Origin of the sequence: Neorhizobium tunisiense, from assembly GCF_039631515.1 — a bacterium.
Classification (GTDB): domain Bacteria; phylum Pseudomonadota; class Alphaproteobacteria; order Rhizobiales; family Rhizobiaceae; genus Neorhizobium.
Window position 1 is genome coordinate 1 of record NZ_JBDIUU010000011.1, and the last position, 24,440, is coordinate 24,440.

General features: G+C 59.2%; 21 protein-coding genes and 1 pseudogene. 19 read left to right on the top strand and 3 right to left on the bottom strand.

Annotated elements, in window-relative coordinates:
* Nucleotides 1-939, top strand: a pseudogene (locus tag ABCW43_RS26020) (IS3 family transposase); the annotation flags it as partial.
* A 176-nt stretch (nt 940-1,115) separates the two neighbouring features.
* Here the strand turns inward: ABCW43_RS26020 and ABCW43_RS26025 are convergent.
* Nucleotides 1,116-1,433 carry a hypothetical protein gene (locus tag ABCW43_RS26025; RefSeq protein WP_345929897.1) on the bottom strand — a complete coding sequence of 106 codons (318 nt, stop codon included), beginning with the start codon at nt 1,431-1,433 and terminating at the stop codon, nt 1,116-1,118.
* Nucleotides 1,434-2,438: 1,005 nt separating this feature from the next.
* Between ABCW43_RS26025 and folE the strand changes: the two genes are divergently transcribed.
* The 18 genes from folE (at nt 2,439) to ABCW43_RS26115 (ending at nt 22,484) form a co-directional block, all read left to right on the top strand.
* A complete protein-coding gene (gene folE, locus ABCW43_RS26030) occupies nt 2,439-3,095 on the top strand; it encodes a GTP cyclohydrolase I (protein WP_345929899.1) in 657 nt (218 codons plus the stop codon).
* 6 nt (nt 3,096-3,101) lie between these two features.
* Nucleotides 3,102-3,635, top strand: coding sequence for a 6-pyruvoyl trahydropterin synthase family protein (locus ABCW43_RS26035; protein WP_345929901.1), 534 nt, complete (start codon nt 3,102-3,104; stop codon nt 3,633-3,635).
* A 180-nt stretch (nt 3,636-3,815) separates the two neighbouring features.
* The gene (locus ABCW43_RS26040; protein WP_345929903.1) at nt 3,816-4,685 is read left to right on the top strand and encodes an FAD binding domain-containing protein; all 870 of its coding nucleotides are present in this window, start codon (nt 3,816-3,818) and stop codon (nt 4,683-4,685) included.
* Nucleotides 4,685-5,176 carry a (2Fe-2S)-binding protein gene (locus ABCW43_RS26045; protein WP_345929905.1) on the top strand — a complete coding sequence of 164 codons (492 nt, stop codon included), beginning with the start codon at nt 4,685-4,687 and terminating at the stop codon, nt 5,174-5,176. The genes ABCW43_RS26040 and ABCW43_RS26045 overlap by 1 nt, the downstream gene beginning before the upstream one ends.
* Nucleotides 5,173-7,479, top strand: coding sequence for a xanthine dehydrogenase family protein molybdopterin-binding subunit (locus ABCW43_RS26050; protein ID WP_345929907.1), 2,307 nt, complete (start codon nt 5,173-5,175; stop codon nt 7,477-7,479). Before ABCW43_RS26045 ends, ABCW43_RS26050 begins: the two co-directional genes overlap by 4 nt.
* 27 nt (nt 7,480-7,506) lie before the next feature.
* Nucleotides 7,507-8,538: an amidohydrolase family protein gene (locus tag ABCW43_RS26055; RefSeq protein WP_345929909.1), complete on the top strand. Its 1,032-nt coding sequence runs from the start codon at nt 7,507-7,509 to the stop codon at nt 8,536-8,538.
* Between the two features lie 156 nt (nt 8,539-8,694).
* Nucleotides 8,695-9,276 (top strand): NAD(P)H-dependent oxidoreductase, encoded by a 582-nt coding sequence (locus ABCW43_RS26060; protein ID WP_345929911.1) that lies wholly within the window; start codon nt 8,695-8,697, stop codon nt 9,274-9,276.
* 178 nt (nt 9,277-9,454) lie between these two features.
* The gene (locus ABCW43_RS26065) at nt 9,455-10,561 is read left to right on the top strand and encodes a beta-ribofuranosylaminobenzene 5'-phosphate synthase family protein (RefSeq protein ID WP_345929913.1); all 1,107 of its coding nucleotides are present in this window, start codon (nt 9,455-9,457) and stop codon (nt 10,559-10,561) included.
* 8 nt (nt 10,562-10,569) lie between these two features.
* Nucleotides 10,570-12,015: an amidohydrolase family protein gene (locus ABCW43_RS26070; RefSeq protein WP_345929915.1), complete on the top strand. Its 1,446-nt coding sequence runs from the start codon at nt 10,570-10,572 to the stop codon at nt 12,013-12,015.
* Between the two features lie 39 nt (nt 12,016-12,054).
* On the top strand, nt 12,055-13,167 hold the full coding sequence (locus ABCW43_RS26075) for an LLM class flavin-dependent oxidoreductase (RefSeq protein ID WP_345929917.1): 1,113 nt from the start codon (nt 12,055-12,057) through the stop codon (nt 13,165-13,167).
* Nucleotides 13,168-13,285: 118 nt separating this feature from the next.
* A complete protein-coding gene (locus tag ABCW43_RS26080; RefSeq protein ID WP_345929919.1) occupies nt 13,286-14,872 on the top strand; it encodes an asparaginase domain-containing protein in 1,587 nt (528 codons plus the stop codon).
* A 182-nt stretch (nt 14,873-15,054) separates the two neighbouring features.
* Nucleotides 15,055-16,020, top strand: coding sequence for a DMT family transporter (locus tag ABCW43_RS26085; RefSeq protein ID WP_345929922.1), 966 nt, complete (start codon nt 15,055-15,057; stop codon nt 16,018-16,020).
* Between the two features lie 336 nt (nt 16,021-16,356).
* Entirely contained in the window at nt 16,357-17,133 is a 777-nt protein-coding gene (locus ABCW43_RS26090; protein WP_345929924.1) for a dihydroorotate dehydrogenase electron transfer subunit, read from the top strand.
* Complete coding sequence (locus ABCW43_RS26095; protein WP_345929926.1) at nt 17,037-18,089, top strand: dihydroorotate dehydrogenase; 1,053 nt, start codon at nt 17,037-17,039, stop codon at nt 18,087-18,089. The genes ABCW43_RS26090 and ABCW43_RS26095 overlap by 97 nt, the downstream gene beginning before the upstream one ends.
* The gene (locus tag ABCW43_RS26100) at nt 18,089-19,378 is read left to right on the top strand and encodes a hydantoinase/carbamoylase family amidase (RefSeq protein ID WP_345929928.1); all 1,290 of its coding nucleotides are present in this window, start codon (nt 18,089-18,091) and stop codon (nt 19,376-19,378) included. The genes ABCW43_RS26095 and ABCW43_RS26100 overlap by 1 nt, the downstream gene beginning before the upstream one ends.
* 440 nt (nt 19,379-19,818) lie before the next feature.
* Nucleotides 19,819-20,844 carry an ABC transporter substrate-binding protein gene (locus ABCW43_RS26105; protein WP_345929930.1) on the top strand — a complete coding sequence of 342 codons (1,026 nt, stop codon included), beginning with the start codon at nt 19,819-19,821 and terminating at the stop codon, nt 20,842-20,844.
* Nucleotides 20,845-20,886: 42 nt separating this feature from the next.
* Nucleotides 20,887-21,717 carry an ABC transporter ATP-binding protein gene (locus ABCW43_RS26110; RefSeq protein WP_345929932.1) on the top strand — a complete coding sequence of 277 codons (831 nt, stop codon included), beginning with the start codon at nt 20,887-20,889 and terminating at the stop codon, nt 21,715-21,717.
* On the top strand, nt 21,714-22,484 hold the full coding sequence (locus ABCW43_RS26115) for an ABC transporter permease (RefSeq protein ID WP_445739007.1): 771 nt from the start codon (nt 21,714-21,716) through the stop codon (nt 22,482-22,484). The genes ABCW43_RS26110 and ABCW43_RS26115 overlap by 4 nt, the downstream gene beginning before the upstream one ends.
* Nucleotides 22,485-22,496: 12 nt before the next feature.
* Here the strand turns inward: ABCW43_RS26115 and ABCW43_RS26120 are convergent, their stop codons facing one another.
* A complete protein-coding gene (locus tag ABCW43_RS26120) occupies nt 22,497-23,684 on the bottom strand; it encodes a phosphopentomutase (protein WP_345929934.1) in 1,188 nt (395 codons plus the stop codon).
* Nucleotides 23,685-23,694: 10 nt separating this feature from the next.
* Nucleotides 23,695-24,438: an ABC transporter permease gene (locus ABCW43_RS26125; protein WP_345929936.1), complete on the bottom strand. Its 744-nt coding sequence runs from the start codon at nt 24,436-24,438 to the stop codon at nt 23,695-23,697.
* Nucleotides 24,439-24,440 lie beyond the last annotated feature (2 nt).

A 24,440-nucleotide genomic window follows, 5' to 3' on the forward strand; every position in this document is an offset into this window, starting at 1 on the left:
TCCAACCGTCGACGTCAAAACGCTGCATGCCAAAATCGGGGAGCTGACGCTGGAAAACGATTTTTTAGCCGGAGCGCTCGGCAAAGCGGGCTTGCTGGACGGAAAAAAATGATCGACCGCGAGCACGAACTGTCGGTCGCGCGCCAGGCGAAGCTTCTCGGCTTCAGCCGTGGCACGGTCTATTATCTTCCTCGTCCAGTGCCTGACGGCGATCCTGCCCTGATGCGCCGGATTGACGAGTTGCATCTCGACTACCCCTTTGCCGGAAGTCGGATGTTGCAAGGGCTCTTGAGAGGAGAAGGGCTGGAAGCTGGGCGGCTGCATGTCGCCACGCTGATGAAGAAGATGGGCATCGAGGCGATCTATCGCCGCCCAAACACCTCAAAACCAGCGCCTGGGCACAAAATCTATCCCTACCTCCTGCGCAAGCTGGCGGTCACCCGGCCTAACCAGGTCTGGGCGATGGACCTGACCTACATCCCCATGGCGCGGGGATTCGTCTATCTCTGCGCTGTCGTCGACTGGTTCAGCCGGAGGGTTCTGTCATGGCGGCTGTCGATCACGATGGAAGCAGCCTTCTGCATCGAAGCGGTGGAGGAAGCACTTGCCCGCTGTGGCAAGCCGGAAATCCTCAATACGGACCAGGGATCGCAGTTCACCTCCATCGACTTCACGGCGGTGCTGAAGAAAGTAGAGATTGCCATCTCGATGGACGGCAAGGGGGCGTGGCGGGACAATGTCTTCGTCGAGCGGCTCTGGCGGTCGATCAAATACGAGGAAGTCTACCTTCACGCCTACAAGACCGTGTCCGAGGCCCGCGCTGCCATCGGCAGATATCTGACCTTCTACAACAGCCGACGCCCACATTCATCCCTTGACCGGCAGACGCCGGATCAGGCCTACTTCAACGCGCTGGCACCAATGATGGTGGCAGCATAATCGAGGCGGAAATCCACTTAACGAAACGCCCGAAACTGTTCAAACAAACCGAGCCATCTCTCCATCGGGACAGACGTCGATGCCGCACGCCCGGTCAGTCGGAAAAGGTCGAGACATGGGTGGCATCATCTCCATAAGGCACCGCGCCACCCATTTCCATAATTTCGAACACTTCGCTAACGGTTGCTCGCGATCTGCCGGGCTACGTCCGAGACAGCCTTCAGCGTTTCGTTCACGTCGGCCGAAGCGTAAGCTTTGTCGAGGTTGTCGGCGAAGGTCAGGAGCCTTTTAAACTCCTTGTCGACGTGGCTATCCAGCAGAATACACTCATAGTATTGATCCGCGAGTTTATCGGCCACGATAGCAAGCATCAGATAGGCAGCCGCGTGCTCCGGATCTGAGACGGCCTTTTCATAAGCGTCCTTGGCGACGCAGCTAAAGGCTTTCACCGCCCTACCCTTGTCGTCAATGACCTTGATCATGCTGCTGAACATGGAAACAACCTCCTTCGGAAAAACGTTCGAACGATTTCGGCCCCACTCATCAGGGCCTTGAGAAAAGAGGGGCAAGACACATGCCTGGCGATAAGTGCACTTGTTGTCTTGGCACGGCGCGCATGGTGCAAGCCCTCGCCTTTTCGTACGCAGATCACGCAGACAATCGAAGCCATCGCCCCGCGGCTTCGACCAGACGCCGTCGTCTTCAGAGGGAGACCCGTCTCACTCGCAGCCTTGCTCAAAGGCCGGCTCAGCTGTCGGCGAGTGGAGAAAAAGGGCGGTGACAATTCATCGTTGGTAGCAGCAGCCATAAACATCGGGTCTCGAAAAACAACTCAGGCCGGCGGCCGGTACCACCGACCACCTGTAAACGTCACAATGTCTGGGCTTAAAAGCGCGCAGCGACGATGCCGATCGTCTTGAAGTTATGCGACCGACTCTCTGTCTGCACCATCGGGCATCTCCTACTTAAGGATGCTAAAAACAGAGGCTAAAGCCGTAACGCGAGATGTGTCAAGGACATTCTCAAAAATGAGAACTTTTTCATGTCGTGTCAGAGAGACCCCAAATGCGCGTCATGTTGGAGCCTTCCGGAAGACAGCACACTTCCACGAAAACAACCGGTCCGCCGAACTATCCTCATTCACCTCGTCGACATGACCAAGCGCCCGAGATGACGGCCGTTATCGACTTATCGGCCACCATCCTCCGAATCCAGATCCCGCCCTCCCGTTCCGCCGCCGTCAGTCCGGTGCCCGGGAGTGATCGGAGTACGGAGTTTTAGGCAGCCTTGCTGCGCAGAAGGCCTCTCAAAAGTCGTCGCTCGGAACGAAATTTCGCCGACACAATCAACGCGAGCCACATGCTCAGCGGCACCCCGTCACAAATCCTTCAAAAAAACCGCTTGACGATTGTCGTCTATAGAAAGAGACTTGATTTTAATAAATGGACTAATTCGCAAAACATGACATTGGGCATTTGCCTGAGTTTAAGGAGAAAGCGGTGCTTCAGCTCAACAGACTTTCCCGTCTCGGAAACCAGACAATTGAAGGGGTCCTCGATGAAGAGGACAGGCAGGAGATGATCGAGTCAGCCTCCGCCAAGATCCGAGAGCTCTTCGATGTCCTGAAAATCGACCACGTCAACGATCACAATACACGGGACACACCCAGGCGCTTTGCCAAGATGCTCGTGTGCGAAACGCTGGACGGTCGCTATTCCCTTCCGCCAAAGATCACCGAGTTCGAAAATGTCGGCGCCTTCGACGGTCTTATCGTCACCGGTCCGATCGAACTTCGCTCCACATGCGCGCACCACCTCATGCCAATTCACGGCAGCGTCTATATCGGCGTGCTGCCGTCGACCAACGGCAAGATCATTGGCCTGTCCAAATACGACCGCATCGTCCACTATTTCGCGTCCCGGCTACAAATCCAGGAGGAACTGGTAAGGCAGATCGGCGACTTCGTTTACGAGAAAACACAGCCAGAGGGCGTTGCCGTCCGCATCAGTGCCGTTCACATGTGCAAAACGCACCGCGGCATCAGAGCATCGCAGGCCAGCCGTATGATAACGACTGCCTATTACGGGAAATTCGAGACCGACCAGGCGGCAAAGTCTGATTTCCTTCAGGAATGCAAAGCGCTGGAGAGGTCTTGATCAACGATGGACACAATCGCCGATCCCACTCTCCGCCCTGCCCGAGCCGGTGCCGGGCCGATGGAAATCTACAGATCGACCAAGAGCTACGATCACAATGAAGGGTTGTCATGCTGTTTTCGTCAATGGCGCGCAGACTCGCATTGCAGGCTTGTCCACGGCTATGCCCTGGCGGTGAAGCTGGTATTTGCAACCCCGCATCTCGATCACCGCAATTGGTGCCTCGACTTCGGTTCTCTGAAGCCCGTGAAAGCGTGGCTGCATGACCTTCTCGACCACACGATGATCGCTGCCGACGACGACCCCGAACTGCCCCGACTTCAAGATCTTGCGGCCGCCGGACTGGTGGACCTCCGCATTCTGCCGGCAGTGGGTTGCGAGGCGCTGGCCAAGCATGTCCACGATCATGTGTCTCAGGTTACCGATGAGATGACCAAGGGACGCGTATCGCTCGAGTCCGTGGAAATCCGGGAGCACGCGGGAAATTCTGCGATCTACGAAGTGCGCGCAAATTGGAATTCTCCGGCGGCGTTGCCGTGATGGCAGCGCTCTTCGACAACCAACGGACCGAACGCCGCTTTCGGAAAGCGGCCCCGAACCTGGACGCCAGTCGACGACGCAGCCCCGCTCTCAACACTTCGCAAGCCCGCCTCTTCATTGAGACAGCTCCTACTTGCCGACCCCCGCTCGCGCGCAACATGCAGAACTCTCGGTGGCACAATGTATCCCGCATCGTTCCGGTATCACAGACCGTCCGGACTTCATCATGCCCTGGAGCTTCTCTCTCGGCATAAGGCAGATGCAGCAATCATCGCCGGCGGGCAGAGTCTGGTCCCGCGCATGAACCTGCGTCAGGCAACTCCGAAAAATATCGTCGATCTCAACAGGATTGCCGACCTGTCGAAGCTCGCCGTCGTGAATGACGTTCTGGAGATCGGAGCGATGGTCCGCCATCAGAGCTTCTGTTGTGAAGCTGCGATCGGCCATCTTTCACTGCCGTCCGGCTTTGCGGAACTTCTTGGCCGAATGGCAGGAGCAATCGGAAACCTGCCGGTCAGACTGAGAGGAACCATCGGCGGCAGCCTCGCCAATGCCAGTCCGAAAGCGCAGTGGGCCTTGCTGTCGTTTCTGTTGGATGCCGACATCGTAGTCGAGAATGCCGAAGGCATGCGCTGCGAGCGCTGTATACAGTTCGTAAAAGGGGACGGCAGAACGACGCTGAAACCAGACGACATTATTACCAGTGTCAGAATCAAGGTTCCCCCGGAAGATTGGCGGTATGGGTTTGCTCAACTCGCTCCGCAGCCAAGCCGGCCCGCTTCCGCATTCGCCCTGGCCGCCATCACCTTGGAAGATGCTCGCGTACGCGATTGCCGTATTGCCATTGGCGCGTGCACGCCCGTTCCTTGCCGGCTGCACGCGTTGGAAGACTGGCTGTCCGGTCGCCGAGCCTCCGCCAGCGGCAGTGATGACCTTGTCGAAATCGCCGCAGCAGCAGTTCGACAACAGGGCGGCGAAAACCAGCCCTATATCGAACACCTCGCTGTCGTGGCGACGACGCGTGCAATCGCGCAGGCGTTGGAGTGCTGATGGAGGACACCGAGCTTCACACCGTCTCCTTCACGTTGAATGGCGCCACGCAGCTTCTGCGAGTAGCGGCCCGGCGATCGTTGACCGATGCTCTCGGTCAGGAATGCGACATAAAAAGTGCTCGCGTGGGCTGCGGCCAGGGCGATTGCGGGTCCTGCACGGTCAGCGTCGACGGCGTACCGATCAGAGGATGCCTGCTTTTCGCCGTTCAAGCCGACGGTGCCGATATTCGAACGGCAGAGGCTTTGGCCGATCCCGATTCGCTTGCTGCGATCCGAAACGCCTTCAAAAAACATCGGGCGATACAGTGCGGCTATTGCACGCCGGGCTTCATGGTCCTGGCCGACTACATACTGCGGAACGAATTGTCGCTCGATCAGGCCATTCAGACGCTGTCCGCTAACCTGTGCCGGTGCACCGGATATAGTCCGATCGTGTCGGCGGTCGCCGATCTTCTGGCATCGCGCGCCGAACGCGGATTCGGACCATGAACATGATAGGCCAGTCTGTCGACAGGGTGGAAGACGACGACCTGCTGCAAGCCAGCACCCGGTTTGTCGGCTCGCTGGCGTTTGAAAACATGCTGCATATGCATGTCGTTCGATCCCCCTATGCCCATGCCCGTTTGAAGAGCGTGATTGTCGGCAAAGCCGCCAGTGCCCCGGGTGTGGTCGCGGTATGGACCGGAAACGACATACGCGAACTTCCCCCAATCGGGTTCCGCCGCATACCCGACCGCGACCTGCTGCAGCATCGGCAGCCGGTTATGGCGTCGGACGAGTTGCGCTACGTGGGTGAACCCGTCGCGATCGTGTTGGCCACCGATCCCTGCCTTGCCGAAGATGCAGGCCGGTTGGTCGCGATCGATGCCGAAATACGACCGCCCGTTCTCGACTGCGGACCTGAAACCGACACCCGGACCGAGACCCGCATGCGCGGCGGCAATGAAGTCGCGCGGATTGAAAAAGGCTACGGCGACGTCGAGGCGGCGTTCGCGGCGGCCGAACATAAAATCTCCATTTCATGCCGACTTGCGCGGCAAACGGCCGTGCCGATGGAGACACGGGGCGCAATTGCGGTGCCGCATCCGGGTGCAGCCGGCTTCGACCTTTATGGTGCGGCAAAGGTTCCACACGCCAATCGCCAGGAACTCGCCAGGATGTTGTCGCTGGATATCGGCGGCGTAGTCTTGCGGGAGGGGCATGCCGGTGGGGGATTTGGCGTCAGGGGCGAACTGTACCCGGAGGATGTTCTGGTGGCCTTTGCCGCGCTGCGGCTGCGCCGTCCCGTTAAATGGATCGAAGACCGGTCAGAGCACTTCCTCGCCATCAACCACTCGCGCGATCAGACTATCCACCTCGACGCGGCCGTCAGCAAGACAGGCGTCATTGCGGCTTTGCGTGCCCGAATTGCGACGGATCAAGGCGCTTATCTTCGAACCCATGAGATCAAGGTCTCCGACCTGTCTTGTGCCTTTCTGCCCGGACCGTATCGCATTCCAGCCTATCAGGCGACAGCGACGGTGCACCTGACCAACAAGACCCCTTGCGGAACATACCGCGCACCGGGCCGCTTCGAGGCAACCTTCGCCATGGAGCGGATGATCGATGCGATTGCCAAGGCGCTCGAGCTGGACCCTGTGGAGGTTCGCCGCAGGAACCTCATCAGCGCTACGGAAATGCCGTTCGACCGGCAAATCGAAGCCACCGGCAAAAGGGTCGTGTATGACTCGGGAGATTATCTCCAAACGCTGGATACGGCGATACGGGCCTTCGATCTTCCGGAACTGAGACGGACCGCAGAGGAACGGAGGCAGCGTGGTGAGTGCATCGGCGTCGGCCTGGCCATGTTCGTGGAGAAGACCGATACCGCGCTCCACGAAACCGCCCGTCTCGAACTGGCGTCCGACGGCAAGATAGAGATCGTCACCGGCACCTCTTCGCTCGGGCAGGGCATGGAGACGGCCTTGGCGCAGATCGCGGCGGATGGGCTTGGTTTCCCGATTGACGTCTTCCGTATCGTGCGTGGGCAAACGGATCGCATCTCCCAAAGTGGCGGGACATTCGCCTCTCGCACCACCGTCATGGCTGGCTCGGCCGTCCACGAGGCCTGTCGCATTTTCCGTCAAAAACTGATCGAAACATGCGCCGCGCTTCTCGACGAAACCACCGACAGGGCCACCCTTCACCGCGAGGGCTGCCGCATCAACGGCCGGAATGTGGGTCTCTCCGAACTGCGCGCGATGATCGACGCCTCCGCTCCCTCCACGCAGCTCGTTGCCGAAGCAGATTTCAGCTCCGGAGCCATGGCCTGCCCCTACGGCGTGCACATTGCCCAGGTGAAGGTCGATCCGGACGACTTGAGTATCACGGTGGAGAAATACCACATTGCCTACGAGATCGGCCGGGCCGTCAATCCGGATCTCGTCAAGGCCCAACTGCTGGGAGGTGCGGTGCAAGGCATCGGCGGCGCCCTGATGGAGGAAATATCATTCTCCAGCGACGGCCAGCCGCTGACGACCTCGTTTGCCGACTACGTGACGCCGAGGATCGTCGATGTGCCGGCGTTCGAAATTCTGTTGCTCGAGGATTGGCCGAGCCCCACGAACCCGCTCGGACTGAAGGGCGCGGGCGAGGGAGGCATCAATGCCGCCGGTGCGGCAGTCGCGGCGGCTGTGGAAGATGCGTTCGCCGCGAAAATAGCGCCACGGCAGCTGCCGATAACGCCGAGAGCCCTGTTCGACCTCCTGTCCAAAACAGACGACAGGCTCACCTCCCCGCTCCTGCGGCGGTAACGACATTTGTTCATGAAAGGAAAAGACATGGCCATTGATACGCATGCCCACTACGTTCCCAAAGAGGTGCTGGATGTCCTGGACGAGCGGGCTCGGGATTTCGGTATCACCATGCACCGTGACACGCCCGGGTCGATACCCGCACTGCACTTTGACTATGGTCTCAAAGTACGTCCCTTCTTTCCGCAACTGGTGGAGACGGTCGAGCAAAGATTGCAGGGCATGGCCGCGATGGGCGTTTCCCATCAGGTGCTCAGTCAATGGACGGATATCTTCGCCTATTCGCTGCCGAAGGAAAAGGCGACGGCGTGGCACAGGCTCATGAACAATGCCTATCGGCATCTTTGCGCCCAATATCCCGACAGGTTCTCGTTTATTGCATCCATTCCGCTGAATGAGCCCGAGCTTGCAGCGTCCGAAGTCGAACATGCGGTGCTTTCGATGGGAGCTGTCGGCATATGCCTCGCTGCCAATGTGGATGACGTCAACCTGGGCGATATCGATCTGGATCCCTTGTGGTCGAAACTCGAACAAATGGACGTGCCGGTCATGATCCACCCCGTACAGGCAGTGCCAGGGGCGCGGATCAAGAAATATGCGCTCACGCAGGTCGTCCAATATCCATATGACACGACTTTGGCGATCGGGTCGCTGGTGGGCTCGGGCGTACTCGATCGCTTTCCGGGATTGCGAATCCTGATTTCGCACGGGGGCGGTCTGCTGCCATTCCTCCTGGGGCGTTTTGATCGGCTCTATGTGCGGATGAACAAGGCACAGCAGCAATATGTCGCGGAGCGAGAAACGTCTTACTATGTGAAGAATTTCTTCTTCGACACAGTTGTCCATAGCCCGAAAATCCTTCACTTCCTGGCTGAAAGCGTATCCTCGGACAGAATCGTTCTGGGAACCGACTACTCCTTTCCTCCTGCCGACATGACCCCCCTGCAAACGCTCGAGACGAGCGGTCTTTCGCCAGAGGACTGCCTGAAGATCTCGGTCGAGAACGCCTACACGCTTTTTCCAAGGCTACGGCGACAGCAGCACCTGCGCGCCGGCTAGACGTCCGGCGACAGCACAACTGCCGCCATCGTCCGCCCTTTGGCTTCATGCGATTTCGGACGGAAATCGGCTACGCACAAATTTTGGAATTGCTGTGAACACCCTTGGTTTTCTGTTTCTGCCGTGAAGGCAGTACACAACAACACGGACCGAAAAATGCGAACCCTTCTCCTGTATTCTCATCCCGTTGAATCAAGCTACGGCGCCTCCCTTTGCGAGCAAACGAGACTTGGCCTGCAGCAGGCCGGGCACCAGGTAGACTGCTGCGATCTTTATGCAGAGGGCTTCACGCCGGTTCTGACCCGGCATGAACGATTGATATACCACGATGTTCCCATCAATCGCCAAAACGTGGAATCCTATGTGGAACGCCTGAAGAATGCCGAGGCGCTGGTTCTGGTGACACCGATCTGGCACTTCGGCTTTCCCGCCATGCTCAAGGGATTCTTTGACCGGGTCTTTCTGCCGGGCGTATCCTTTGAACTGCACGACGAGCGCATGCGTTACGTTCTCCAGCACATCAGAAAGCTGGCCGCCGTGACAACATATGGGGCGGATCGCTCGAAAGCATTTCTTGTCGGGGATCCACCACGCAAGGTGGTTACGCGCGTCATCCGAGCCCAGATCCACCCCTTGGCCAAGACCGTCTACCTTGCGCACTACGGCATGAACCGTTCAACCGACGCGACACGCCGGAAATTTCTCTCCAAGGTGCGCAGCCAGATGGAAAAGTTCTGAGCGCCGCTCCCTCCGGTTTCGGCGAAGTCACGTCGTCGCGGTCGCGGCAGGACACCACATCGGCCCGGCCTCAAAACCACGTGCCAGGCCGACAGACCATTATATAAATAAAATCTATTTATATAGACACAATTTCATTTTATTAATATGGTTCCCGGGCCAACAAACCGGCAGCGGCATGCCGCACCGCTCAATCAAGGGTCGCGGACAGCAACAAGCCGACAGCAAGAGGGAATTTTCCATTATGTTGTATCATCGTGTAAGCGTTAGTGCGCCAAGCCGCTTCCATCTGACGTTGGCAGATTTGAATGGCTCTTTTTCCGATCGCGTGGACGGGGGAGTGGGCTTCGCGCTTTCGAGTCCAAGATTCGAGATCACGGCGACGCAAGCGACGGGTCGCAACGCCATCACCTGCGATATCGATGACCCCGAAGACCGCGCTGAGGCTGAAAACGCCATTGAGGCCGCACTCGGGGCGCTGCACCAGAAGCTGCGCCTGCCCGAAGTCGACATTTTCGTGAAGTCACCCGTATCGTCACACGCCGGGCTTGGCTCGAAGACGGCTCTGCTGCTTGGGATCGCGAAAGCCTATACGACGCTTTACGGCTATGAGTTTCCCGGTCGCGAACTCGCCCGCTTTGTGGGACGCGGCGGAACATCCGGGATTGGCTCCAACTGCTTCGACCAGGGAGGCTTTGTTGTCGACTGCGGCCACCGGGCGGAAGTCAAGGCCGGTGCGTTCATGACGTCTGGCTGGGCCACCGACATACCGCCCGGGCCCCTGCTCGCGCGTTACGACATGCCCGATTGGCCGATGCTGCTGGTCACCCCCATTGCCCGCAAGATCCATGGCGCGCTGGAGCAGCAGCTCTTTGCCCAGGTCTGCCCCATCCCGATGGAAGACGTCCGGGCGGTGAGCCACATCACGATGATGATGCTCATTCCGGCCGTGATCGAGGACGATCCAAAGATCTTCGCCCGCGGCATCAACGAGCTACAGAAATGCCGATGGAAGTCTCACCAGATCGAGTGCCAGGCCGAAGTGGTTCCCGTCGTCATGGAAAAGCTGCGTGAAATGGGCGTCAGCGGGGTTGCCATGAGCAGCTGGGGCTCCTCCGTGCTCGCTATGGGTCCGGAAATGGATGATCCGGCTTTCCGGACCGGAATTGCCGCCGCCATCCAGCAGGTCATGAATGACTACGACGGCGGGAGCGTGTCGGAGATACGGTGCGACAATGTGGGACACAAACTCAGGACCTTCCGGGTTCCTGCGCTGCAGGCATGAGGTCTGTCATGCGGACATTGATCGAAAACCTGGACGCGTTGTTTCAGGTCGACAAAGAGGACACCATTCTTCGCAATGCCAGCGTCGTGCTCGAAGGCAAGCATATCGCCGATGTCGGCCCGGTTGCCGAAGTGGCATGCCGCCATGACCGCGCATCCTTCGACACGATCATGGATGGACGGCAGCGAGCGCTTTGTCCAGGCTTCGTCGATACGCATGTGCACCTGTCGGAGACGCTTTCGCGGGGGGTATTCCCGGACAACCTGAACACTCGGGCCTGGGTTTTCAATTGGGCAAAACCCTTCTACGCACATATCGATCGTGAGGATGAATATTGGGGTGCTCTGCTCGGCATTTGTGAGATGTTGCGCAGCGGGACGACATGCTTCCTCGATATGGGCTCGCAATTCGATCCGGCCCACGTGGTGGACGCGATCGAGCAATCCGGGATCCGCGGCATCACCGGCCGGCACGCCGCCGACAACCGCCCCAAGGACATTCCCGCGGGCTGGTCGGAAGAAATGATGCGGCATCATTTCTTCGACGATGCCGAAACGGCCCTGGCTGCCCTTGAAGATTGCGTGCGTCGCTTCAATGGCCGGGCCGACGGGCGCATCCGTTGCTGGGTCAACATCGAGGGAAAGGAACCCTGTTCGCTGGAGCTGCATGTCGGCGCGAGGGCGCTGGCGGAGCGCCTGGGTGTCGGCACGACCTATCATCTGGCGACCTCCATCGAGGAGGCGCGTATATGCGAGAAAAACCACGGTGCCTGGCCGGTATCAAGAATTCGGGCGGCGGGGGGGTTGGGAAGCAACCTGGTGATCGCTCATTGCGTCGCAGTCAACGACGACGACCTGGACGCTCTGTCCGCCGGGAACGTCAAGGTCGCCTTCTGCCCCTGCTCTTCCCTCAAGTTGGGAAAGGGCGCCGGCGCCATAGGCCGCTACAAAGAGATGCTGGGCAGGGGAATAACGGTCGGCCTTGGAACAGACGGTGTTTCTGCGGCGGGCAACCTGAATCTGATGCGCCAGATGCACATCGTTTCCGGCCTCTTCAAGGATGCCCATATCGATCCGGACGCAGTGGGCGCGCGCAAGGCCCTGAGAATGGCGACCATCGAGGCGGCAGGCGCCCTGCTTTGGGACGACGAGATCGGCTCCATCGAGATCGGCAAGCAGGCCGACTTCATTCTCTTCGATACCGACCACATCGAGTGGACGCCTTATCACGACCCGCTTCAGACGCTCGTCTATTCCGCATCTATAAACTCCATCGCCGAGACCTGGGTCGCCGGACGCCCTCTCTATAGGGGCGGTAGGATTACCTCATTGGCCGAAGCCGACATAAAGCAAAAGGCAAGAGAACGCGCCGCCGCCGCAGTGAGGAGGGCAGGTCTTGTCGGTCTCCAGACGGCGGCCGCTGCGGTGACCCGGCTTTATGATGAAGGCAATTGATACCTCCTCAACCCTCTCTCACCTGTTGAAAGGAATCCCATGCGCACCCTGGAACTTGGCGTTTTCATGCCGGTCGGCACGAATGGCTTTCTGATGTCCACAACGGCACCAAGGTATCAGCCGACCTTCGCACTTGAGAGGACCATCGCGACGCTTGCTGAAGAGGCCGGCTTCGACTTCCTCTTTTCAATGGGAAAATGGATGGGGTTTGGCGGCAGGAGCGGCTTTTGGGAGCAGACGATCGAGCCGGTCGTCATGAGCGCAGCGCTGGCCAGCGTGACGAACAGGATCAAGCTGTTCGCAACCATCAACCCGCTGCTCTTTCACCCCGTCGTCGCGGCGAAAATGATTGCCACGATCGACGAAATCAGCGGTGGCCGCTTCGGCGTCAACATCGTCACCGGAAACACGCTTGAAGAACTCGAGCAGATGGGAGTCGTGCCCGAAGGATATGAGACCTTCCGCTATGAATATGCCGACGAATGGCTGACTGTTGTCAAGCAATTGTGGACGCAACAGCGCCTCACCCACGACGGTCGCTTCTTTCAACTTACCAACTGCGTCTGCGATCCGAAGCCGATCCAAAAGCCCTATCCGCCGATCATCTCAGCCGGACTGTCCGATGAAGGCCTCCGTTTCGGAGCCAAGCATTCGAACTATCAATTTGTCGGCGCCCGTCCAGAAAAAGTGGACCATGTAAAAGCCTTTGCTGCCGAAGAGGGGCGCGACTTGAAGGTTTCAGCCAACATGCTGATCGTGGCCGGCAGCTCCGATCAGGCCGCTCACGATCGTTTCGAGCGCCTGCTCGACGGCCGGGACAACGAGGCTTTCGACAACCTCATCGCCTCGTTCGAGAGGGACAATCGGGGCTCTTCCGAAGGTCGGACGTCCTTTTTGCGCAATCCGCGCATGATCGGCTTCGGCACCGGAGCACCGATCATCGGATCCTACGACACGATTGCCGAGCAACTCGCTCACGTCGCAACAGACGCAAAATTCGATGCCATTCAACTCACCTTCATCGACTTCATCGACGACCTGAAGGATTTCGGCAGGCAAATTTATCCCGGATTGAAGGCCCGTCTGGCGCGGCACGACATTCGACTCGGCCAGGACGTTGCCGCTTCCGCAAGGGCCGCCGAGCATGCGTGACGTCCGGCAGGGCACCAACAAGGTCCGGATAGCCCATCTGGCCGGGCCGAACGCGACGATCCACAACACTCCGCCACTGGTGACATCCAACAAGGCTCGAGCCCTTCACGCCCTCCCCTTGCTTACCGATGTCGACGGAAACCCGTCACGTTACGACAGCTTGCGCCCGCAGAAACTGGCTGTACCCGTCCACGTCTATGTCGAGCAGTTTTCCGCGCATCCGCTCGAGGCCGACGCTGCTCATCTCTATGCACCGCCGGACGGTTACGTCGATAGCCAGGGCAATTTCAGTGCAACGGAGACTGCCACGGCCAATCGGCCTGTCTATCGTGTAGAGCTGCGGCCGGAGGACGGTTATTATCCCCTACCCTATATGGCGCGACAGCGGGACGGAAGCGCCTGGGAAACGGATGGCGTGTCATCCTTCGCCGCGCGGGAAATGAGCCGCCAACCTTTCATGCCGGACGGTAGCCGCACCTTCGAGGAAGTGGACAGGCTGGGCGTGGACCCGAGAGGACGCGGCAGCGCAATCCACGACATTGCAGATGTGGAGTTTTTCCGTGTCGCCCCATCCGGTGGCTACATGAACGGCGTTCCGGCCGGCGAAAGCAGCGATCACGCCGATGGCACCATTGCGGTCGAGGTTTCAGGGAGGGACTTCTTCCCCTACAGACCCCCGCATTTGAGCAAGTCACCGCCGCGAACGTCCCTGGCCCGAATTGCCAACGCCACCCAGAAAATCCTGCGTGACGGTCATTATGACGGAGCGATCTGGACACAGGGCAGTCCTCGCATCGAGGAAACGATTTACTGGTTAAATCTCGTCCTCGACGTGACGGTACCCGTTTGCGGAAACGCATCGCAGCGCTATCACGGCGAAACGAGCAATGACGGTCCGCGCAACCTCATTGACTCCGTGCACTACATCTCTTCCGGCTGCTGGGCCGATGCGGAAGGGCGCAACCGGGTGGGAGCCGTTCTGGTACAGGACCAACGCGTGTTCGCCGCAAGGGAGGTTGTGAAAGTAGATGCGCGACCCGGCGGCTTCGCCGCCAGCGGCGGGCATGGCGGCATCGTCGGCGCAGCCGCAGAAGGCCGTTCTCGGCTTTGCTTTACCCCCAACGCCAAACACACCTATCAGTCCGAGTTGAATATCAGCCGGCTGCCGGCATCCGTCTGCGGGATTGCGCAACGCGATGGCACGATAGGACGCATCGAAATTCCGATCAAAACCCCTTCCGGCGACCTACGCGACGACGCCATTCCCTATGTGTCCATCGTCAAGGACTACAGCTACTCCGAGGACGACTTCGGCATCCATCCGGAAAACGAGGTGGATATCGTCGCAATTCTGCGGAAATGCCTGACGTCTCATCCGCTTGCCGGCTTCGTTCTCGAAGGGCTCTCGCCCTACGGCAAGCCTGCGTCCGCTTCGAAACTGGCGGCACTCGAACGCGCGGTCTACTGCGGTCTCCCGATAGTATGCGTCGGCCGCGGCAATACGGAAGGTTTTGCCCGTCACAGCCGTAGTTTTATCGGCGGATCGAACTTGACCGCAACGAAAGCCCGAATGCTGCTGATGCTCTGCATCATGAAGTTCGGGATGCTGCCGCCCGCCACGGATGCGGAAAAGCCGTCTGAAGCAGAGAGACGTGCGACAGAGCAACATCTCGACCGTTATCGGAAGACCTTTGACACCCATTGAGCCCTGTTTCGCCGCATATAGGGGGCCGAACGCACCATCCCATGGCTCCGGCCAACACATGTGGACGGCGCTGTGCGCTATCGGAGAACTGCACCAAGCCGGCAGCGCCCCCCTTCATTCGTTCGGAAAGAATCCGGGGCATAGCCGTAACGGCGGAATCGAAGCTCCGGAGGAACGACACGATGTGGGTCACCTTTGCCACGCTCGCGGGCGCAACACTTGGCTGTGGCGACCTGGCTCTAAAGATGGCGCTGCCCAATCTTCAGCCGCGCATTGCCTGTTTCACGCTGTATTTCCTCGGTCTAATTCTATGGATCCCGATATTTCTCATCCTCGGTCTCGCGCCAGCCGCCCTTGAGGCGGTGCAACTGTCACCAGCGGCGCATGGAATGGTTATCGGTCGATCCCTGCTGCAATTCGGCGCCTATGCGCCGATATTCATCGTCCTGCGTAATCTACCCCTGGGAACCTATGCGGCCCTGCGTGCACTGTCGCCGGCACTTTCGGTCGTTGCTGGCACAATCTTCTACGGTGATCGTCCGAGCGCCCCGGAATATCTGGGGATCGGGGCCATTTTGACTGGTGTCGTGCTGGTGGTCTGGGAGCGCAAACCTGCAGCTCACTCCAGCATCGTGGCACCGGCATTCGATCGGCTCTGGTTGGCAAATATGGCGCTTACCGTCATTGCAGCGACTTGCTCTGGTTTGATGTCGATCTATGACAAACACCTGTTGTCGACAGTCCCGGCCAATCCGTTGGTTCTGCAAGCGCTGTCCGACGCCTATCGCATGGGCCTTCTCACTCTTCTTCTGGCATTCTCCACGCGACCGGTCCTCGCCCGCTCGCTAAAATGGAATTGGCGAAGGCCTGACGGCGGGCATCTGCCGCTTCTCTATCTGGGCCTTGCATCCCTGCTGATAGCCTTTGGGGAGATTTTTTCGTTTTACGCCGTTTCCTTTCCGGACAGCATGCCGTCCATCGTCGCCATATTGAGGCGTTCAAGCCTTCCGGTTTCGGTCATTCTCGCCAATCTCTTTTTCAAAGAGAACCTGACGATGAAGAAGATGCTCGGCATGGCGTCCATCGTGGCGGGCGTCGTCCTTATCAATGCCGGCTGGACCTCCGATCTTGGTCCGACGCCGACATGACAAGCGGGCCGAGCCGATCAAGAAAAGTGTATATCAGGATCGTCGCAAATTTGAGATTTTGTCTTGTAAATGAGAAGTCGATATGCAATGCTGCTTTTTATCTGTTTATGGAGCGTCCCATGCAGAAGGAGATATCGATGTTGATTCCTGGATGGTCATTGCCCCTGCGGGCACTTTCGTCAGACAGCGGCCTGTTGACGTCGCGGGGCGTCCGAATGGTCCCCCATGACGGTTGAGCCATTGCCGTTGAGCGATTTTTGCCGCGATGACCACTGTTCGATTGGCTTGGTCCGCGAAAGCGTCCCGCGTCCGTTCAAGCCCACGGTGGTGGCGGAAATGTCCCGTGTCGTTTCGAATGACGCGGTCAATGCGGAATATTATCATCTGGTCGTCGAGTGCGGCCCCGTGGCCACGGCTGCCGAACCTGGGCAGTTTTTTAGCCTGCTTTGCCCAAAATTGCCGGGTGAAGAGCCTTTCCTACGACGCCCGATGAGCCTTTACGGCACGAATCCGCACCAGGGACGGATCGAGTTTCTCTACAAGGTCGTCGGCTCGGGAACGCGTGGCCTTGCGACCCTGAAACGTGGCGACCTGCTTGACATAATGGGGCCTCTCGGACGCGGGTTCGCGCTCGACCCAGGCTTGACGGATATTGTCGCAGTCGGACGCGGCGCGGGACTTGCCACGCTTGCACCGCTGGCGAAGGCCGCAAGGCGTAACGGCACGCGCGTCACGGCCGTCTTCAGCGCTCGCAGACCTGACCTCATGGTCTCTGTCGGGCTTTTCGAAGAGCAAGGGGCGACCGTCATACAGGTGACGGATCAGGAGGCGACGAGCGGCCCGGCCAATGTGGAGCGTATCCTGCGCGAGTTGATCACGGACGGTCGCTGCCAGGCCTTTTTCACCTGTGGCTCCAGCCGTCTGATGCGGGTCCAGCAGCGCCTCGCGGCGGAGTTTTCGCTGCCGGGCCAAGTGGCGATCGAGCAACAGATGGCCTGCGGTATCGGACTTTGTTTTTGCTGCGTCAGGGACTTCAATGTCGGCGGCACTATCATCAATCGCCGGGTCTGCTGGGACGGTCCGGTGTTCGATCTTCTAGAGACGCTGCCATGAAGCTTGAGACCGATATCGATATGTCGGTGAAGATCGGCGAACTGACGCTGAAGAATCCAATCATGCCCGCGTCGGGAACCTTCGCTGAAGGCCTGTCGCAGGTGATGGATTTCGACCGTCTGGGCGCGATCGTCACCAAGACTGTCACCAGAGAAGTCCGGGCCGGCAACCCGACACCCCGTGTCGTCGAGCGCCCAAACAGCATGATCAATGCGATCGGCATACCATCGAAAGGCGTTGCGCATTTCGTCGAGAAGATTATCCCGCTTTATGCCCATTTATCCACGCCGCTCGTCGTCAGCATCTCGGCGCCTACTGCAGACGGTTTTGCCTGCCTGGCCCGCGATCTTTCGCTCCCCGGCGTCGCCGCCATCGAAGCGAACATTTCCTGTCCTAATATCGAGGAGGACGGCAGGGCGTTTGCCATGAACGCGGACTCGACCGCCACGGTGACGCGCGCGTTGCGCGCCGCCACCGATCTTCCGCTGTGGATCAAGCTTACCCCGAATACCGGAGATATGCCGGCAGTTGCACGTGCGGGGGAAGCCGAGGGAGCGGATGCTCTGGTCGTCGCCAACACGATCCTGTCGATGGCAATCGATCTCAAGACGTTCAAACCGAGCCTCGGCAATGTCATGGGGGGACTGTCCGGCCCGGCGGTCAAGCCGATCGTTCTGCGGCAGGTTTTCCAGTGTGCGAATGCGGTCGATATTCCGATCATCGGCTGCGGTGGCATTTCATCTGCCGAGGACGTAATCGAATACATGCTGGCCGGCGCACGCGCAGTGCAAGTGGGAACGGCTACCTTCCTTCAACCCAACATCATGCCCCGGATCATAGAAGACCTGCAGGCGTTTTGTTATCACCGACAGATCAACCGGGCTTCGGCCCTGACCGGAGCACTGTTGATCGAGGAGGCCGACGAGAGTGACCTCTCCTGGCTGGATCCGCAGTGATGACCGCACCCAATGCCCATATGGCTTCAGCAGACAGCTTTGACGAGCGCCACGTTGGCCAGCGGCTCTTCGAGCGGCTTGCGGAACTGACGGGAGACGGCATCGGGATCACGAGGGCAAGCTATGGAAACGGTGAGAGCCTCGCGCTTGATGCGGTCGAAACCGTCGCCAGGGAGCTGGGCCTCGCCACGGATCGCGATCACGGCGCCAACCTTGTCGTCACACTCCCCGGGAGCGAGCCGGAGCTTCCCTATGTCGCTTGCGGATCGCACTTGGATTCGGTGCCCCAAGGCGGAAATTTCGACGGCGCCGCTGGCGTCGTCGCGGGATTACTAGTCCTCGGTCGGCTCAAGGCGGAGGGCTTTGTGCCCCGCCGCTCGATCAAGCTGTTTGGTCTGCGCGGCGAGGAAAGCGCCCGTTTCGGTAAGGCTTACATCGGCTCCAGAGCGCTTTTCGGGGAACTCACAGAGGTCGATCTTTCTGCCAAGTCTAGCGATACGCAACGGAGCCTTGGCGACTGCATGCGCGATGTCGGTGCCGATGTCGAACGCATAAGGCGCGGAGAACGCCTGCTCGACGCCAGTAGAATTTTCGTCTGGCTCGAACTGCACATCGAACAGGGACCGGTCTTGATCGCCCGCGGGCAGTCGATCGGCATCGTCACGGGCATTCGCGGCAATATAAGGCATCGTGCCATCGAATGCGTCGGCGAGGCTGGTCATTCAGGTGCGATACCACGCTGGTTGCGGCATGATGCGGTCTTTGCCACTGCCGAGTTGATGACGCGCATCGACCACCACTGGCGCACATTACTGGAATGCGGCAGAGATCTTGTTGTGACGTCTGGCTTGTTCGGCACCGTGCCCGAGGAGCATGCAATTGCCCGCATTCCAGGCCACGTGCGTTTCAGTTTCGAGGCCCGCAGCCAAAGCCACGACACCCTGGAGGAGTTTTACAACCTCTTTCTTTCCGAGTGCGCGTCGATCTGTGAGGAGCGCGGTGTCGCCTTCAATTTCGATCGCCGGGTCGATTCCGGCCCTGCCATTATGGATAGAAAATGGATCGAACGCCTGGGAAACGCTGCGAAATCATTGGGCATCCCGGCCGAGGAAATGCCAAGCGGTGCGGGGCACGATGCAGCCGTCTTTGCCACTGCCGGGGTACCGAGCGCCATGATTTTCGTGCGCAACCGCAACGGCTCCCACAACCCGGAAGAGGACATGGACCTTGCCGACTTTCTAGAGGGCGTTGCCGTGCTGCGCGAAGCGATCACGGAGTCCGCTCAATAAGGACCTGTTACAGGCATCAGATCTTGTATGTGTCGGAGGCGGGGGCGCTTGAGGGCGCTTAAATGTCCGGCCTTTCGCGCGTGAAGCCCGCTTTTGCACGAGACGTACTGCAGGTTGATCCACCGTTCATCACGATTCCCGAGCCTTGCCATCAAGCATGGAGCATCGGGTGTGCGGTCGCCGTGGTAACTGCCGACGCTCATCCGCAATCGGCTCCGATGCAATTCCAGACCAAGCTTCACGCTTCTGCCGGTTGCTCAAACCACGCCATTTGGCGTATCCAAAACAACCGAGGCTTAAATCACTGCCTGGATACCTCCGTCTTCGCCGTAAATGCAACTCTGCTTCTTTTCATTTTACGAGAATTCGGAAAATTTTCTAGACGTCGTCTAATTTATGCGATACACACTTCGTCTTCACCATAAAATTGAGGGAACATAATGAAAAGAGCAGTTTTAGCGCTGTCGGTTGCCGCTTCAATCTTGATCGGCTCCGCAATCTCAGCCGCCGCACAGACCCTGACGCCCGTCAAATTTTCGCTGGATTGGACGCTGCAAGGCAACCACGCCATCTGGGGCCTGGCGCTGAAGGAAAAGAGCTTTGAGGCCAACGGCCTTAAGGTCACGATGGACCGCGGCTATGGCTCGGGCGACACGATCGTCAAGGTAGCGTCAGGCGCCTACGACATCGGCTTCACCGACATCAATTCGCTGATCAAGTTTAATGCCGAGAACCCGGAGCGTGCCCTGATCGCCTTCTACCAGGTGTTCGACAAAACCCCGAACTCGGTCATTGCGCTGGCGAAATCCGGCATCAAGACACCGGCGGATCTTGCCGGCAAGAAGCTTGGCGCGCCGGAGGCCGATTCCAGCCGCTTGATGTTCGGCGCCTTCGCCGGGGCCAACAAGATCGACCCGGCCTCGGTCAGCTGGGTTACCATGGCACCGAACCTGCGCGAAACCATGCTGGTCCAGGGCCAGGTCGATGCGATCTCCGGCTTTTCCTCGACATCCGTGTTCAACTTGATATCCGCAGGCGTGCCTGAAAAGGATATCACCGTGCTCGGTTATGCCGATAACGGTCTCGACCTCTACGGCAGTGCACTGGTTGCCACGCCCGCCTACATCGCCAAGAACCCCGAGATCATCAAGGGCTTCGTCAAGGCATCGATAGCCGGCACAATCTCACTTTTGAAGAACCCGCAAGCGGGCATGCAGGCGATGAAGGAAATAGAGCCGCTCTACGACATCAAGCTGGAAACGGCGCGCCTGCAGTTCCTGATCGACAAGGGCGTTCTGAAATCGCCCCTGTTCGAAAAGAATGGCCTCGGTTTCGTCGATCCTGCCCGTATGGCCCTGACCATCAAGACCAATGCCGATGCCTACAAGATCGCAGCGCCGGCTCCGGAAAAGATCTACACGACGGCATTCCTGCCGCCGGCCGCCGAGCGGATTCCGCCGAAGTAAGTCTCTCGCAATCTTAGCAAAACCACAGTTCTGGCGGCCTGGATGAAAAATCTCGTCGAGTTGATTGACGTCAGCCTTTCCTATGGAAAGACGCTGGCGGTATCGAACCTGAATATGAAAGTACCGGAGGGCTCCTTCGCCGCGGTGGTTGGCCCATCCGGCTGCGGGAAATCCTCGTTGATGAAACTGGTGACGGGCTTGATGCTCGCCACCACCGGCGCTGTCGTGGTCGATGGCCATGAAATCTCCGGCCCGGTCAGCATCGTCGGCATGGCGTTCCAGAACCCGAACCTCCTGCCGTGGCGTACGACGCTGGAAAACGTGATGCTGCCGCTGGAGGTGGTCCGTCCCGAGCGCCACCAACTGCGGGCGAAGAAAAAGGAATTCACCGAGCGGGCGATGGACCTTCTGCGGATCGTCGGTCTTGAGAGTTTCGCCAATCATTATCCCTGGCAGCTTTCCGGCGGCATGCAGCAGCGCGCCTCGCTGTGCCGGTCGCTGATCCATCAGCCGCGCCTTCTGATGCTCGACGAGCCATTCGGCGCGCTCGACGCGTTTACCCGTGAGGAGCTATGGGATGTTCTGCAGACGATTTGGCTGGAACGGCGCTTCACCGCGATCCTGGTCACTCACGATTTGCGCGAGGCGCTTTATCTCGCCGATGACGTGCATGTGATGTCCAACCGCCCGGGCTGCGTCGCTCGCACGGTCAATACAGGCGCCTTCAGCCGCCCGCGGGGTGAGCAGACCTTCATCGACCCCGCGTTCAACGAAAACGTAATGGAGCTGCGCGCCGACATTCGTGCCCAGAGAATGCCGATCGAAATGGCGGCAACCGGTGCACCCACAACACCTGCAGGGGCAGCGCGATGAACATGATGGAACGCGCCGGTCCGATCGTCCTGCCTTTGGCCTTGCTCATCCTCTGGGAACTGGCCTGCAAGGCTTTCGACATCCCGCCCTTCGTGCTGCCGTCGCCGTCGATGGTGATGGTGGCACTTTACAACAACGCCTTTGTCATCTGGTTTCATTCCAGTCAGACGCTCTATACCACGGTGGTCGGCTTTGCCGTCGCCGTCGCATTCGGCGCCTTTTTGGGTATCCTGGTCGGCTCCTCACGACTTGCCTATACCAGTCTTTATCCGATGCTGGTCGGCTTCAACTCGGTTCCAAAGGTCGCGATCGTGCCGATTCTCGTCGTCTGGTTCGGCATCGGGACCGTGCCGGCAATCGTCACCGCATTCATGCTCAGCTTCTTTCCGATTGCCGTCAATGTGGCGACCGGGCTTGCCACGATCGAGCCGGACCTGCGCGACGTGTTGCGGTCGCTCGGTGCCAGCCAGTTGGATATCGTCCGCAAGATCGGCATTCCGCGCTCGATGCCGTATCTGTTTGCGTCGCTCAAAATATCGATCACCTTGGCCTTTGTTGGCTCGGTCATCTCGGAGACGCTTGCCTCCAACCGCGGCATCGGCACGCTGATGACCCAGGCCTCCGCCAACTTCAATATACCACTGGTGTTTGCCGGCCTTGTGGTGATCGCGCTGATGGGCATCGTCATGTACATGATGTTTGCCTTTGTCGAGAAACGCATGACGGGCTGGGCGACGCGCGGCGCGACTTTCGGTATCGGCGGCTGAACGGTGCTTTGTTCAGCCGAGCGCCAAATGTGACGCCACCATTGCTGCAACATCGGTAAAGGCGCAGATGCCGAGCTCGGCGGGAGCGATCCCCCGCCCGGTTGCAAGGACCGGCACCCGTTCGCGGGTGTGGTCTGTTCCGGTCCAGGTCGGATCATTGCCATGATCCGCCGTGATGATCAGCAGATCGCCTTCGCGAAGCCGCGCGGTTAGCTCAGGCAGGCGTGCATCGAACGTTTCGAGCGCCCGCGCGTAGCCGGCGACATTGCGCCGGTGGCCCCAGAGACTGTCGAATTCGATGAAATTGGCAAATACCAGATCGCCTTCTGCCGCGCGATCACACCAGCCGAGAACGTGGTCGAACAGCGCCATGTCGTCAGCGCCCTTCGAGACGTCGGTAATGCCTTTGTAGGCGAATATATCGCCAATCTTGCCGACCGCATGCACCGCACCACCCGCCGAGACTACCCTGTCACAGATCGTGGCCGCCGGCGGGGCAATCGCAAAATCCTTGCGATTGGCGGTGCGGACGAACTCGCCGGGCATCTCACCAACGAATGGACGGGCAATAATGCGACCGACATTGAGCGGATGAAAGATATCCGCTGCAATCCGGCACAGATCGAGCAGTCTCTCAAGGCCGAAATGCGTTTCATGCGCGGCGATCTGCACGACGCTATCGGCGGACGTATAGACGATCGGCTTTCCTGTCGCGATATGCTCCTGACCGACCCGGTCCAGCACCTCGGTGCCGGAGGCATGGCAATTGGCGAGCGTCCCGGGAATGCCGGACCGGGTGATCAGGTCACCGATAAGGTCAGGCGGAAAGGCGGGCACCGTGCGGGGAAAATAATGCCAGTCGCGGATCACCGGAACGCCGGCGAGCTCCCAGTGGCCGGATTGGGTATCTTTGCCGGCGGAACTTTCCTGCGCCGCACCCCAGCGGACATCGGTGGCACTTGGCGCGGCCGCCAGTCCTGGCGCCTGCTGGCCGCCGGAAAGCAGGATAGCAGCGCCCAAGCCGAGAGCATCGAGGTTAGGCAGCGTCAGCGGTCCACTCCTGCCCTCCTCGGCCCGCCCTTCGGCACAGGCTTTTGCGATATTCAGGAGAGTATTGGATCCTTCATCGCCGTAGCGGCCAGCATCCGGCGCGCCGCCGCAGCCGACTGAATCAAGGACGCAGAGGAAAACACGGGCCATGGCAATTGTTTCAGTTGAGCTGGAAACGGCCGATTGAACAGCGACGGATCAGTTCTATGACCTCGTAGAAGGCCCACCCGATCAGGGACAGCAACACAACCATGCCAATGACCACGGCGGTATCGCTGTTTTCCTGGCCCGATGACAGGAGATAGCCGAGCCCCTCGTTGGCCCCCATCAGTTCTCCGATGACGGCAGCCGTCATGGCAAGCGTGGTCGCAACCGCCATGCCGGCCAGAACCGCCGGGTGCGCGGATGGCAATTCGATATGCCAGAAACTCTGCCATGGGCTGAGCTTCAGCACCTTTGCGAGATCGCGAAAGCTACCCTCTCCATATCGCAGCCCCGTAACCATGCCCTGCATGACAGGGAAGAAGGTGACGATCGCGATCAGCACGATCTTTGGCGTCGGGCCAATGCCCAGCCAGAGAAGCAGCAGAGGCGCGATCGCGATTTTCGGCGCGGTCTGGAGAAGCAGGATCAGCGGCGTGGAAAAACGTTCGACGCGCGGGAGACGCGCGAAAACGACGCCGGAGAGGATTCCGGCGATCGTTCCGAACACGAATCCCGCAACGATTTCCGAAAGCGTGACGCCGATATGCCGAAGCAGCTTGGCATTCTCGTACAGGAAAGCGATACGCGAAAGGACTTCAACCGGCCCCGGAAGAAGATACGCGGGAACATTGAAGAGATGGACGACCGCCGTCCAAAGGACGAGGGTCGCGATCAGGCCTGCTATGCCACGCAGGATCATGC

Excerpts from the sequence above, each read along its gene's own strand:
- ABCW43_RS26075 (WP_345929917.1), top strand. The coding sequence starts at position 12,055 with ATGCGCACCCTGGAACTTGGCGTTTTCATGCCGGTCGGCACGAATGGC.
- ABCW43_RS26040 (WP_345929903.1), top strand. The coding sequence starts at position 3,816 with ATGTATCCCGCATCGTTCCGGTATCACAGACCGTCCGGACTTCATCAT.
- ABCW43_RS26060 (WP_345929911.1), top strand. The coding sequence starts at position 8,695 with ATGCGAACCCTTCTCCTGTATTCTCATCCCGTTGAATCAAGCTACGGC.
- ABCW43_RS26125 (WP_345929936.1), bottom strand. The coding sequence starts at position 24,438 with ATGATCCTGCGTGGCATAGCAGGCCTGATCGCGACCCTCGTCCTTTGG.
- ABCW43_RS26090 (WP_345929924.1), top strand. The coding sequence starts at position 16,357 with ATGTCCCGTGTCGTTTCGAATGACGCGGTCAATGCGGAATATTATCAT.
- ABCW43_RS26110 (WP_345929932.1), top strand. The coding sequence starts at position 20,887 with ATGAAAAATCTCGTCGAGTTGATTGACGTCAGCCTTTCCTATGGAAAG.
- ABCW43_RS26035 (WP_345929901.1), top strand. The coding sequence starts at position 3,102 with ATGGACACAATCGCCGATCCCACTCTCCGCCCTGCCCGAGCCGGTGCC.
- ABCW43_RS26120 (WP_345929934.1), bottom strand. The coding sequence starts at position 23,684 with ATGGCCCGTGTTTTCCTCTGCGTCCTTGATTCAGTCGGCTGCGGCGGC.
- ABCW43_RS26070 (WP_345929915.1), top strand. The coding sequence starts at position 10,570 with ATGCGGACATTGATCGAAAACCTGGACGCGTTGTTTCAGGTCGACAAA.
- ABCW43_RS26115 (WP_445739007.1), top strand. The coding sequence starts at position 21,714 with ATGAACATGATGGAACGCGCCGGTCCGATCGTCCTGCCTTTGGCCTTG.
- ABCW43_RS26100 (WP_345929928.1), top strand. The coding sequence starts at position 18,089 with ATGACCGCACCCAATGCCCATATGGCTTCAGCAGACAGCTTTGACGAG.
- ABCW43_RS26050 (WP_345929907.1), top strand. The coding sequence starts at position 5,173 with ATGAACATGATAGGCCAGTCTGTCGACAGGGTGGAAGACGACGACCTG.
- ABCW43_RS26105 (WP_345929930.1), top strand. The coding sequence starts at position 19,819 with ATGAAAAGAGCAGTTTTAGCGCTGTCGGTTGCCGCTTCAATCTTGATC.
- ABCW43_RS26045 (WP_345929905.1), top strand. The coding sequence starts at position 4,685 with ATGGAGGACACCGAGCTTCACACCGTCTCCTTCACGTTGAATGGCGCC.
- ABCW43_RS26055 (WP_345929909.1), top strand. The coding sequence starts at position 7,507 with ATGGCCATTGATACGCATGCCCACTACGTTCCCAAAGAGGTGCTGGAT.
- ABCW43_RS26085 (WP_345929922.1), top strand. The coding sequence starts at position 15,055 with ATGTGGGTCACCTTTGCCACGCTCGCGGGCGCAACACTTGGCTGTGGC.
- ABCW43_RS26065 (WP_345929913.1), top strand. The coding sequence starts at position 9,455 with ATGCCGCACCGCTCAATCAAGGGTCGCGGACAGCAACAAGCCGACAGC.
- ABCW43_RS26025 (WP_345929897.1), bottom strand. The coding sequence starts at position 1,433 with ATGTTCAGCAGCATGATCAAGGTCATTGACGACAAGGGTAGGGCGGTG.